The sequence below is a fragment of the Sphingobium sp. VMM genome (assembly GCF_056790315.1).
The window spans coordinates 53,589-65,095 of sequence record NZ_JBXGSI010000001.1 but is presented as its reverse complement, the minus strand read 5'-3'; the positions used below and the strand labels follow the sequence as shown (position 1 = coordinate 65,095).

Here is an 11,507-nt window from a genome sequence, read left to right as displayed (position 1 = left end):
TTCGAGGCCATGGGCAAACGGCGGGTCGATCCGCGGATGGAGGCGCAGGCACGCGCAGCGCAAATCCAGGCAGCCAATGCGCTCGCGACGGAGCAACAGGCCATGAGTGCCCGGCTTCATCAGGCGCTGGGCCTGGCACCGCCTGATGGCGCTCCGACGCCAGCACCCCCCGCTTCGAACGCATCGGCCAAGGCCTGGGTGCCGCTGCTGTTCGCTTCCTCGTCCATGCCAATCGAGACGTTGCGAACCTACGCAGGACAGCTCGAACGGGTCGGCGGGGTCATCGCCTTTCGCGGCGTACCCGGAGGTCTCACGAAGATTGGTCCGATGGCAGAGCTTACGGCAAGGATGCGGCGCGTCGATCCCGGATGCGAGGGGCCGGCCTGCACGATGCGCAACGTCCAGGTGGTGATCGATCCGATCCTCTTCCGTCAGCATGGCATAGCCCGTGTGCCCGCCCTCGCCATGGTGCCGGGCGATCCGACCCAGCCCTATTGCGAACGGGAGGACGAAACCGCGCCTCGTGCCGCCCATCTCGTGCTCGGCGACGCCGCGCTTTCTGGCTTGCTGGATGAATATGCCCGCCTCGGCGGCAAGGAGGAGGTGCGCGATGCTTCGGCTCGTCTGGCTGGCCGCTAACCGGCTTTCCCACGGATTGAAGACGCTCCCGCGCGAAGCCGCTCTGGCGCTGGGCGGCGCGGTCGGCGATCACAAGGCACGTCCCAGACGCTTCTGGCTCGCGCTGGGTATCACCGTGCCGCTGGCGACGATCACCTGGCAGGCGATCCCAGCCTTGACCATCGTGATGAGCCCGTCGATCGACGCCTGGGCCGTGCGCGCGGCGCCGGGGGCAATCCACAAGGGCGACCTTGTCATGTTCGCGCTGTCCCATCCGATAGCCGGCCCCCAGCCCGTCAGCGTCACCAAGCGGGCGATGTGCATGCCGGGCGAGCGCCTGCGCGAGGTCGAGCGCCATTCGGTCTTCGATGGCAAGGTGACGAACAGCAGCTATTATTGCGGTGACCGCCTGCTGGGAATCAGCCGCCCTATGGGCCGCAATGGCCAGCGCCTCGATCATCTGCGCTGGGGAAATCGGAACATTCCAGCCGGCTTTGTTTATGTGGGCTCCGACCATCCCGAAGGCTTTGACAGCCGGTACTTTGGCCCAGTGCGGATCGAACGCCTGACCCGCATGGAGCGGGTGCTGTGAGGCGGGGCATCGCCGCTGCCGCGATCGCGCTTGCGGCCGCCACCGCATCGGCAGACGCGCAACCCGACAGCGGCTCCAAGCTCGGCTATTGGTGGTATGCCCCCAAGCCCGCGGACCCCGGCGAAGCGGGCGAGGATCAATTGCCGCCCGCGCCCGTCATCCCGCCGATGACAGAGCTCGCCAGATGGAGCCCGCCCCGGATCGCCAAGCTCATCACCGAGCAGCGCGACTATGCCGCGACTGTGCTGACGGTCGATGCTGTCGCCGATTTCTGGCGGCTCCAGGATTTCGCCAGGCGCAAGGCCCGCGCTTTTGCCGGGGTTACCCAGCTCGCCATGCTCACCCATCCAGAACTGAGCGCCCGCTCCGCCTATCCGGTGGTGGGCGACGCGCGCGACGCCATGGGAGCGCAGAAAGACGCCACCCGCCGTGCCTATCTCCGGTCCAAGGGGGGCGAGTTCGCGCTCATCATGTTCTCACGAGCCAGCTGTGGCTATTGCCGCGTACAATGGCCGATCCTCCAGCGCTTCCAGGAGGAGATGGGCTGGCAGGTCAGTAGTCAGGATCTCGATCGCAAACCTGAGCTTTCCAGCCGCTTTGGGGTCGAGGTCACGCCAACCACCATGGTGATCCGCCGCGGTTCGTCCCAGCGCATGGTGATCGCCAATGGCGTCGAGGCCTATCCCAATCTCATCCAGACTGCCTATCAGGCCGTGAAACTGCTCTCCGGCGACATTCGTCCCGAGCAATTTCTGACCGGGGCAGGCGAAGAGAATGGCTTCTTCGATGCGCTCGCCAACGGTCCGGTCGCGGCCAGTGACCCGGCCGTCAGCCAGGGCGCCAAGCCATGAGATCAGCCATCATGACATTGGCAGCTGCGATGCCTGCGGTCGCTAACCCAGTGAGTGCCGCGGGGCCGCCGAGCCGAGCCGAAGCCGCGCGCGCTGCAGTCCATCCGGTCAACACCGAGCAGGCCATGAAAGGCTGGCTCGATCGCGTTCCGCGCACCAGCGTCTATCCTCCGGACTTCGAAGCGACTCTGCGAGGCCAGGCCGCCGCCTATGTGGTCGAAATGAGCACGGCACCCGGCTGCCTCCCCTGCAGCGATCTCTGGACCAAGCTTGGCTCGATGAAGGTCCGCCATGGCTGGACCATCCGGACGATTTCGACAGACGAGGCAATGATCCGCTCGGGCCGCCTCGGTCTCCCCTGGATCGGGCACCCGGTTGCATGGGTCCGACCACTGGCAGACCCCAATCGCATCATCCCGGTCGCGATCGGCACCGATCATGCGGTCAACATCAGCCGCAATCTCTACCTAGCGGCAAAGATGCAGACGGGCGTGCGAGTGGCCGTAGGGGTCCGCGCCATGTCCAAGTTCACCGGGATCGTCGGTGTGCCGGCGTCCTCCCCATCCACCCATCGTCGGAAAGGCTGAGCAATGGCGGGCGCAGTCGATCCTGATCCGTCACCCTATTGGAGCCCGCCATGCACCACGCCCCCACCCCCTGTCGTTCGCGCCTGAAGACCAAGGCGCTCTTTCGCCGGTTCGCCGCCTTTCTCACGCTCTGCGCTGCCAGCTGCGGCATGACGCCCGCCCCCGCGCAAGCCCAGAGCTGGGCGGAGCATTGGTTCGACAATGTCACCTATACCAGCCCGGGCAGCTTTGAGGATCAAACGCGCGGCTATGTCACCGCCGGCGGCATGTCGGGCCGGATCGACGTCCATAACGACTATCTGATGAGCCTGACGCTCCCCAAGGTGAAGGCAGGCTGCGGCGGCATCGACATGTTTCTTGGCGGCATGTCCTTTCTCGATCCCGACTATCTCGTCGAGAAGCTCGAGACTATTCTTCAGGCAGCGCCTGCCGTCGCCTTCCAATATCTTCTCGAAACGCTCGATGAGAAGATGGGAAACATCATTTCAAAGATGGAGGCGGCCACCAATTACCTGAACTCAATTCAAGTGAATGATTGCCGCCTCGCCAACCGCATGGTCCAGATCGCCAAGGGCGACGACAATATGTCCGGCATCATCGAGGAGATGACCGGCTACAAATCGGTCAAGGAAGGCTATGCCAAAAGCTATCAGCAAAGTCGCGAGAAAATCCAGTCGAATGGCAATAATCCGACCGAGGATCTGCGCGATGCGCTCGCCAACTGCCCGGCTGAGGTGACGGAGATATTCAGGACCGGATCGCTCATCTCTCACGCCGCAAACCGGGTCGGCGCGGCGGACTGGGCCGCCGTCATGCGCGCGCGGGTGGGCGACGTCTATATGCGCTGGGACGCGACCGACAAGGTGCCGCTTTTCTCTGCCATTCCGGCCTGCGCCGGCCAAGATAGCGAATCCTCCGACGACTTCCTGAGCGGCCGCGTCATGCGGCGTGCGCTTGGCATCCCTGCCACCAGCGCCGACTGCACGCGCGACGGAGCCAAGGGCGCGCTTACCCTTACGCGGGAACGCATGACAGCGATCGCCGAGAAAATCCGGACACGCGCCGCGCTGACGGCCGAAGAACGCCAGTTTGTCGCCAACGTCCGGACCCTCCCTGTCTATCGCATGTTGGAGTGGGGCGTCCGCCAGGATGTGGTGGACTCGGTCATCGCGGACACCGACGAACTGGTAGCGCTGACTCTTGCCTATCAGATGCTGAATGACCTCACGCGAAGCATCGATTTCGCGCTGACCAACGCCGAGCGCGGCACCAATGCGGCGGGCGCGGCGGACAGCAGCAACGCCAATATCTGCCAGACGCGGATCCTCACCAAAGGGATAGAGCAGCTTCGCGATCTGCGCGAAGAAGTGCTGCGGCAGCGCTCGCAGATGCGCCAATCCTATATAGCCGCCCTCAACCAAGCCAATCTCTCAACCAACTATGCCGGTCTCGTCCGCCAGCGCGACCGGGACGCCCGCGACGCCGCCGGCACCGCCACAAACCGCAATCGCTAAAGGGGAGCCTTTCCCATGCGCCTTGTCGTTCGCCTCTTTGCGATCCTGACCAGCCTTGCCCTCGCTGAGCCGGCCCTTGCTCTGGAAGCCAGTTTCCACAGCTATGACGGCTTTGCCGAGACGGTCGATGCCTTTCGCCTCGTCTCGATGATCTTTGCCGACCCGCGCTACGAGACGCTGGTACTGATCGTGGCGGTGGTCGGCATGGCACTGGGCGCGGTGCTCGCCATGGTCCGCGGCACGGGCATGGGTCTTGTCGCCTTCGGCTTCCAGATGCTGGTGGGGATCGGCCTCTTCGTCGGCCTGGTCGCAACCACCGGCACGGTCCATGTCTATGACCGCGTCCGCAACGCCTACCAGCCGGTGGGAGACGTTCCCAACCTCATCGTGTTGGTTGCCGGCGTCACCAACATGATGGAACGGGCGCTGGCCGAGACGATCGACGACAATACGCTCGATCCTCATGCCAAGCTCGAGTTCGGCGCGGGCGGCCATGCCTTCGATCTGTTCCTGAACGCCGTCTCGCCGCGCGGCCCCATGACCGACAGCTTCCTCGATGCAACGGTCAAGGACTATGTCCGCCAATGCTACCCAGTTGCGCGCGTGTCGCCGGCCTATGGCGTTGACGATGACCAGCTCTTCCGCGCCAGCACCGCCCTCCCTACCGCCTTTGCTGCCATGGCCGGGCTATCGACGTTCAGCACTGTCTTCACAGCCTCGGACAAGGGCGGCACGACGGTCAGCTGTCAGGAGGCCTGGGAGCACATCGCCGATCGCCTGTCCGATCCCGCCATCTTTGAAAGCTATTCGGCCCAAGTCTGCGCCCGCACCGGCTACGATATTGCAAAAGCGGATCAACTCGCGCGCTGCCGCGGCAATCTGGGCGAAATGGGCGACATGATGATGGGCGCCCCGCTCACCGCCCAGGCCTTCCTCACTAACATCCTGCTTGGGCATAGCGTGGGCGATGTTCTCTTCGAGGACAGCCCGGCGACGGCCTCGCGCGTGATGGCCAACCGGGCTGTCGTATCGAGCGGGCTTGCGACCATGTCGACCGCGAATGAATGGTTCCCGACGATCCGCGCCGTTGTCTTCGGGATCATGCTCTTCATGGTGCCGGTCGCGCTTCTCTTCATCCTCACGCCAATCAATCTGCGGGTCGCGAGCTTTGCGCTGGGACTTTTCGTCTTCGTAGCGCTGTGGGGCGTGATCGACGCCGGCATCTACCAGCTGACCCTTGGGCGGGCCACCGCGACGCTGGCGGAGATGCGGGCCAATCATCTGGCCGCCAATGCCTGGATGCTAGCCCCTTTCTCCGCCATGAAAGCGCTCGCCATATTCGGCAGCTTCCGCACCGCTGGCGCCGGGCTCGCAGGCGCCTTCGTGTTCACGGTGTTCCGCTTCTCGGGCAATGTTTTCTCGTCCTTCACGAGCGGATCGCTGGGCGTAACGGCGCAGGCATCCACCGCAGCGGCGACGGTCTCCACATCGGAAGGCTACGCATCGGCACTCGAGGCCCAGGCGTCTGCCGCCGGCACGGGCACCCGCCGCAGCGCCTCATCCTCATTCGGGGATTTCGGCGCGCGGTCCAGCTTTGGCGCCACGCGCAGCTTCGGCGCCGCCGGCGCCGTCGAAGGCGCGCATGGGGGCGTTCCAGGTCAGGCCGCGCTAGGGCTCGGCGGGATCGACGCCGGCCGAGAACTTGGCGGGCTCGCACCAGCGCTCGCCGGCCGCGACCTCGCCGATCCATCGGTCAAAGGCGCGGTCCAGGCGGCAGCCGCCACGGGCGCCATCCACAATTTCGCGGAAAAGGACGCGCTGAGGAAGCTGGGCACAGGCTATTTCGGATCGGGTCAGGGCGGCGAGAAGGCCTTTGCCGCCTTCACCCAGAACCTCGTCCAGTGGCGCGCCTTCGGCGACACCCGCGCCTACGACATGATGATGCAGGGCGCGAGCCGGCATTTCGAGCGCGCAGGCTATTCCCCTGAAGATGCGGCGCTCAAGGCCAGCGGACTGATCTCACAGGCCCATGCCGATCCGACCTTTGCCAAGCTCATCGCCAACAGTTTCTCCCAAGAGGAGATGCTCCGGAATGAGCTTACCGGCGCGCAAACGCAGGTCGGCGCGATGGAAGGCCGCCGCGACTATGCGGGCGATCAGGTTTCCGCCGTCGAGCGGGGCAATGTCGCGACCGAACAGGCTCGGCGGACTGGCGGGAACGAGGGACAGCGGTTCGCAGCAAGGATGCTTGGCGTGCCGGTGGATGAAATGAACCGCCGCATCTCCTTCATCAACGCCCTCTCCGGCGAGGCGCGCTCAACCGCCATTTCCCAACTCTCCCGCGCAACTAGACGCAGCGAAGCGCAGGTCATGCATGCCCTTGAAACCTACCGGGCGGCGAGCGAGGTCGGCACCGCCGACGGGGCGACGGCTGAAGCGGCCCGCGAAGGCACGAGCGTCTACGGGCGCACGCGCGAGGCCGCCGGTTATGATTTTGCCGAACGCTCAGGCAAGCTCGATGCGCAACGCGAGGTCGGCCATGATGGCACACGTGGCGCAGCCCGGATCGGCGAGCAACGACGCCAATCTGAGAATTTCGGCTTTGCGGAAGGTGCTGGCGCCGCCGGCATGTCGACGCGTGAGGCAGCCCGCCTCGACAGCTTCATCCGAGCTCTGTCAGACGGTGCCGGAAACCAGGTCGACATGGCTGAGGGCGGCGCCGAAGGCGTGGCTGATCGCGCGCGCAATGCCAGAATGACCAGCATTGTCGACAAGGAACGCCTGTCACGCGTGCAATCGATGCTCAAGGACAACGGCATTGAGATGACCAAGCGGCAGATAGCGATGGATCAAAATGGTGATTTCAGCCTCAACCTGACACCGGCGACGGCGGCCCAGATGTGGAAGGCTGGACTTCTCAACGAGAGTCAGCTTGGCGCTGTCGCCAATGGCGGCCATGCACGCTTCAGTCTCGCGCATAATGATCTTCTCGTCTCCAGCAGCGCAGGGTTCGAGAAATCGGCACGGAACGACAGCAGCACGAGGTTCGAGGCCGGCAAACAGGCCGGCCCCGACACGATCGAACATTTCATGGGCGGCGGCGACGAGGGCAAGGCGGCGATGGCCAACTGGCTGCGCGGCGGGTTCGAGATGGACCGCAAGGGCAACTGGCGCCTGAAACCCCAGGTGGCGGACACACTTCAGCGAGATGTGCAAGCTGTTATGGCTCAGACTGGGTGGGAACGTGCAATCGCAAGGACAGCGCAGGATCAGAACGCATTTCAAATATCTGTGAACGGAGAAGTGTCAGGAGGGACAAGTGCAAAAGCAGGCCGGACCAACAGGTCGAGACAAGGTGGAGCAGCGTTCGGTCAAGCTGGCGGGTCGCTGGGTATTTCGAGTCAGGAGGCAGGATCGACTAGCGAAATCGCAAGTGCCCAGCTCAACGTTGTGAACTTTGACGTACGACAAGCTCTGGCGAATGCCGAGCGATCAGCCGCCAGATCAGCTAATCCAGCTGAAGCATTCTCCCACCGCCTGGCGACAGAAATCCTTGGGCCGAATGGGCTGCGGAACAGGTATCTCGGCGACGCGGACAGCGCTCGGGGAACAGCCGATTTAATGGCTCCTGTAACGTCTAATGAGCAAAGCTCACTTCTCAACAGCGGCAGGTTCTCGACCGATCTGATGAATGGCCCCTTCGACGGAAATCCGTCATTCAAGAAGAATGACGGGGCCGAATAACATAAAATGGGTGCGACGGATTCAACGGACTCCCAATCCAGTTAGAGCCTGAGGCGGGGTCTAGCGGATCGAACTCACGCAGCATGCCAGAAGGGCTATTGCGCATTGGACTACGTTCCCAATACTCTTCTGTTTCATCATCCATTTCAAAATGTCCTGCCGCCAGCCATGCTTTAAAAAAGCCGTACGACAGAACTATAGCTACGATCGGCGGGAAGAAAAAAACATTAATGAATCCCGCGAGAGCCGAACCGTAAAAATCAGCAAGGAATTCTACGCGCGAGGACGCAAATAAACCGCCCCAGTACAGCGGGACCGCACTCCACCAAAAGCGCGCATACATCGGGCGCCACAGCCATTCACGAATTTTCAGTTGGCGGGCCATCACGCTTGTTCATCTCGATTTCGATGCTATTCAATTTCATTGGCAATAGTACCATCTTCTGCAGACACGGAAAAACATATAAACGCAGTCCACTCTCACTTTCTCGCCTTTCAGATATCCCCCCTTCCTCGTTCAAGACTTTAGTTCCTCGCTGGTTAAATATCGGCTCTGAAACGAACCCCGCGTAACGTCTTACATACAGCGTTACCCAATGGGTCACCGCTAGAGCCGAAATCCCGGCAACGCCCCCCCCCCGCGACAACCTTCTCTTCATAGCACCTTCAATCGTTGCACTGCCTTCCGACAGGGGGGAGGCAGCTTCGACGTCAAGGCACAGAGGAAAGTCAAAGTATCACCTCGCCACCCGAAAGGCATCGACGCTCCCGCCTGCTCAATCACTCCCCCAAACTTAGAAACATCACTTTATCAAGTTGATCGACAGCATGCGCGCATTCGCCATATGCTCCTCCTTCGCGCACCACGGTGGTGCCACTCCGCATCATTAAATGCCAAGCGAAGTGAGGCATCTACCACAACAGTTCAACGTTCGACGGCAGGGTCAAATTAACCAAGACCTACTAAACTATCCGAAATCCTTCTTGTAGGTCGCCGAATAGCGTTCGCGCATATGCCCTTCCACCGTGATCGGGGCATATTGGGGCGCTCCGCCGGCGGGCAGGCAGGATGGGATGCACGCGATCCGATGTTCGGGGTTGCCGGAAAAGAAGAAGGGCACCGAATAGCGTTCCCGGCCGGACCGGTTGATGACGCGGTGGATGGTGGAGCGATAGCGGCCGTTGGTCCAGCGCGCCATCATGTCGCCCAGGTTGATGATGAAGGATCCGTCCAGCGGCCGGGCCGCCAGCCAGCGCGCGCCGTCATGGTCCCACACTTCCAGCCCGCCGACCCCGTCCTGCATCAGCACCGTGATGGCGCCGAAATCGGTATGCGCGCCGCAGCCCTTTTCATCGGGATGCGGATTGGCTTCCTGCGCGGGATAATGGAGCAGCCGCAGCGTCGCGATGGGTGAGGTCTGGAAATCCGCGAAATAGTCCGCATCCAGCCCCAGCGACAGCGCCAGCCCTTCCAGCAGCACCGCTATCAGGCTGCGCATCGCCGCATAATATTCCTCCATCGTGGCGCGGAAGTCGGGCAGGTCTTCGGGCCAGACATTGGGGCCGGTGTTGAAGAATTTCTGCGCCCGTTCATCGTCCGCCGCCACTTCCGCGCCGATATAATAGCCTTCCTTGAGGTCGGGCGGCGAATCCGGTTCCAGCGTCTGGCCGCGCAGCGGCTCATAGCCGCGATTGGCCTTCGAAAGCGCCATCGCCCGTTCCATCTTGCGGTCCATCGGCTGGGCAAAGAAGGCCGCGCTCTGCGCGAAGACCCGCGCCAGCAGCGCCGGGTCGATGCCATGGCCGACGCAATAGAAGAAGCCCTTGTCCAAACAGGCGGTGCGGATCGCCTGTACCACGGCGGCGCGGGCGCCTTCGTCCGAACCGGGCAGGCTGGAAATATCGACCGTCGGCAGGGTCAGCGCATCGCCCCGTTCAATCGTATCCCCTGTTGCTGTCAGCGTCATTTCATATCCTCGCTCGGCCTCTATATCGGCGCCCATTCTTCCTGTCTGCCCGCTCGAAAAAAAGCATCGATTATAGCCCACCCCGATGCCGAAAAGAGGACGTTGACCGAATCGGGATTATGGCCCAGGAGCGGCTATGTCCAACCGCGCCCACCGTTTCCATGCCCCCATGATCGTCTATTTCGACGCCATCCGCCGGGCGGGTTCGGTGCGGGAGGCGGCACGGCGGCTGAACGTCGCATCCTCCGCCGTGAACCGGCAATTGCTGAAGCTGGAGGAGGAACTGGGCACGCCGCTGTTCGACCGGTTGCCCGGCGGGCTGAAGCTGACCCATGCCGGGGCGACATTCGCCCGCCATGCGATAGAGGTGTTGCAGGACGCCGAACGGGTGCGGTCGGAGCTGGAGGCGATGCAGGGCCTGCGGTCGGGCCATGTCGAGATCGCGGCGGTGGAGGCGCTGACGTCGGGCCTGCTGCCCGATGTGCTGGCGCAACTGCGCGAACGCCACCCCCGCATCACCGTGGGCGTCAGCGTGCTGGGATCGGCCGCCATTTCCGCCGCGGTCATCGGCGGCGACGCGGACATGGGCATCGCCTTCGGTGTCGAGCGGACGTCCGACCTGCGCCAGCTGTCCCACAGCCGCCATCCGCTGGGCGCGACGATGCGGCCCGACCATCCGCTGGCGCGCAGCAGCAGCCTGACGCTGGCGACCTGCCTGTCCCATTCGCTGATCCTGCCCAAGGCGGATCTGTCCATCCGCCAGCAATTGCAGCGCGCGCTTGGCAAGCTGCCCCAGGGCGCGGTAGAGACCAGCTCGGTCGAACTGGCCAAGCAGCTGACGATGCGCGGGCTGGGCATTTCCTTTCAGACGCGGATCGGCATAGAGGATGAGATCGAGCGGGGCGAACTGGTCCATATTCCCATCGCCGGGCCCACCTATCTTCAGGCCGACCTGGGCATCTATGTCCGGTCCGCGCGCAATCCCGCCATTGCGGTCCATGCGCTGGTAGAGTTGCTGAACGCAGCGCTCGCCCGTTGCGCGAACGCCGCGAGCGAGGCCGAACCGGCCGCACCCCCATCATCCACCTGAAGGCCCATCATGACGCAGACGCAAGATATCCAGTTTTCCGAAATGTCCTATGACCAGTTTCTGGCCGATGTCGAAACCATCGCCAGCGCGGTCGAACAGGATCCGTGGGTGCCCGACTATATCGTCGGCATCGGCCGGGGCGGGCTGGTCCCCGCGACATTCCTGTCGCACCGCATGGGCATTGCCATGCTGTCCATCGACCATAGTTCGAAGGTGCATGCCTTTTCGGATTCGCTGCTGGTGCATCTGGCCGCCTGCACCCAGCTGGGCGAAAAATATCTGTTCGTCGACGATATCAACGACAGCGGCAAGACCATTGCCAGATTCCGGTCGCTGCTGATCGACAATGGCGGGTTGGCCGCCAATGTGCGTTTTGCCGTGCTGATCAACAATGTCAGTTCGCGCGAGACGGTGGACCATGCGTCGCGCAATATCGACCGGCAGGTCGACAAGCGATGGTTCATCTTCCCCTGGGGGTCGGTGGCGACCCGCGCCATGCAGGAACAGGATGCGCGCGAGGATCCAGAGCGGCTGAGCCTGTAGG

The 11,507-nt window shown here is 63.2% G+C and carries 10 protein-coding genes; 8 read left to right on the top strand and 2 right to left on the bottom strand.

Going from position 1 to position 11,507, the window contains the following annotated elements:
* The first annotated feature begins 102 nt into the window (after positions 1–102).
* The 6 genes from ACUCV3_RS00310 (at position 103) to ACUCV3_RS00285 (ending at position 7,906) form a co-directional block, all read left to right on the top strand.
* Positions 103–639, top strand: a complete 537-nt coding sequence (locus ACUCV3_RS00310; RefSeq protein WP_482240282.1) for a type-F conjugative transfer system pilin assembly protein TrbC — start codon at positions 103–105, stop codon at positions 637–639.
* On the top strand, positions 611–1,210 hold the full coding sequence (locus ACUCV3_RS00305) for a S26 family signal peptidase (protein WP_026109567.1): 600 nt from the start codon (positions 611–613) through the stop codon (positions 1,208–1,210). The genes ACUCV3_RS00310 and ACUCV3_RS00305 overlap by 29 nt, the downstream gene beginning before the upstream one ends.
* Positions 1,207–2,061 carry a conjugal transfer protein TraF gene (locus tag ACUCV3_RS00300; RefSeq protein ID WP_017502984.1) on the top strand — a complete coding sequence of 285 codons (855 nt, stop codon included), beginning with the start codon at positions 1,207–1,209 and terminating at the stop codon, positions 2,059–2,061. The genes ACUCV3_RS00305 and ACUCV3_RS00300 overlap by 4 nt, the downstream gene beginning before the upstream one ends.
* Positions 2,058–2,648 carry a hypothetical protein gene (locus ACUCV3_RS00295; RefSeq protein ID WP_038293044.1) on the top strand — a complete coding sequence of 197 codons (591 nt, stop codon included), beginning with the start codon at positions 2,058–2,060 and terminating at the stop codon, positions 2,646–2,648. Before ACUCV3_RS00300 ends, ACUCV3_RS00295 begins: the two co-directional genes overlap by 4 nt.
* A 149-nt stretch (positions 2,649–2,797) precedes the next feature.
* A complete protein-coding gene (locus ACUCV3_RS00290; protein WP_234893287.1) occupies positions 2,798–4,162 on the top strand; it encodes a conjugal transfer protein TraH in 1,365 nt (454 codons plus the stop codon).
* A 15-nt stretch (positions 4,163–4,177) separates the two neighbouring features.
* Positions 4,178–7,906: a conjugal transfer protein TraG N-terminal domain-containing protein gene (locus tag ACUCV3_RS00285; protein WP_017502981.1), complete on the top strand. Its 3,729-nt coding sequence runs from the start codon at positions 4,178–4,180 to the stop codon at positions 7,904–7,906.
* On the opposite strand, the gene ACUCV3_RS00280 is transcribed toward ACUCV3_RS00285, so the two are convergent.
* Positions 7,881–8,291 carry a hypothetical protein gene (locus ACUCV3_RS00280; protein WP_080993653.1) on the bottom strand — a complete coding sequence of 137 codons (411 nt, stop codon included), beginning with the start codon at positions 8,289–8,291 and terminating at the stop codon, positions 7,881–7,883. The genes ACUCV3_RS00285 and ACUCV3_RS00280 overlap by 26 nt on opposite strands.
* A gap of 583 nt (positions 8,292–8,874) precedes the next feature.
* Positions 8,875–9,873 carry an isopenicillin N synthase family dioxygenase gene (locus ACUCV3_RS00275; protein WP_048938654.1) on the bottom strand — a complete coding sequence of 333 codons (999 nt, stop codon included), beginning with the start codon at positions 9,871–9,873 and terminating at the stop codon, positions 8,875–8,877.
* 136 nt (positions 9,874–10,009) lie between these two features.
* On the opposite strand from ACUCV3_RS00275, the gene ACUCV3_RS00270 reads away from it, so the two are divergent.
* Together ACUCV3_RS00270 and ACUCV3_RS00265 are read left to right on the top strand one after the other, a co-directional pair.
* On the top strand, positions 10,010–10,963 hold the full coding sequence (locus ACUCV3_RS00270) for a LysR family transcriptional regulator (protein WP_017502979.1): 954 nt from the start codon (positions 10,010–10,012) through the stop codon (positions 10,961–10,963).
* A gap of 9 nt (positions 10,964–10,972) precedes the next feature.
* A complete protein-coding gene (locus ACUCV3_RS00265) occupies positions 10,973–11,506 on the top strand; it encodes a phosphoribosyltransferase (RefSeq protein WP_017502978.1) in 534 nt (177 codons plus the stop codon).
* The last annotated feature ends 1 nt before the right edge of the window (position 11,507 follow it).

Excerpts from the sequence above, each read along its gene's own strand:
- ACUCV3_RS00305 (WP_026109567.1), top strand. The coding sequence starts at position 611 with ATGCTTCGGCTCGTCTGGCTGGCCGCTAACCGGCTTTCCCACGGATTG.
- ACUCV3_RS00290 (WP_234893287.1), top strand. The coding sequence starts at position 2,798 with ATGACGCCCGCCCCCGCGCAAGCCCAGAGCTGGGCGGAGCATTGGTTC.
- ACUCV3_RS00295 (WP_038293044.1), top strand. The coding sequence starts at position 2,058 with ATGAGATCAGCCATCATGACATTGGCAGCTGCGATGCCTGCGGTCGCT.
- ACUCV3_RS00280 (WP_080993653.1), bottom strand. The coding sequence starts at position 8,291 with ATGGCCCGCCAACTGAAAATTCGTGAATGGCTGTGGCGCCCGATGTAT.
- ACUCV3_RS00265 (WP_017502978.1), top strand. The coding sequence starts at position 10,973 with ATGACGCAGACGCAAGATATCCAGTTTTCCGAAATGTCCTATGACCAG.
- ACUCV3_RS00285 (WP_017502981.1), top strand. The coding sequence starts at position 4,178 with ATGCGCCTTGTCGTTCGCCTCTTTGCGATCCTGACCAGCCTTGCCCTC.
- ACUCV3_RS00310 (WP_482240282.1), top strand. The coding sequence starts at position 103 with ATGAGTGCCCGGCTTCATCAGGCGCTGGGCCTGGCACCGCCTGATGGC.
- ACUCV3_RS00275 (WP_048938654.1), bottom strand. The coding sequence starts at position 9,873 with ATGACGCTGACAGCAACAGGGGATACGATTGAACGGGGCGATGCGCTG.
- ACUCV3_RS00270 (WP_017502979.1), top strand. The coding sequence starts at position 10,010 with ATGTCCAACCGCGCCCACCGTTTCCATGCCCCCATGATCGTCTATTTC.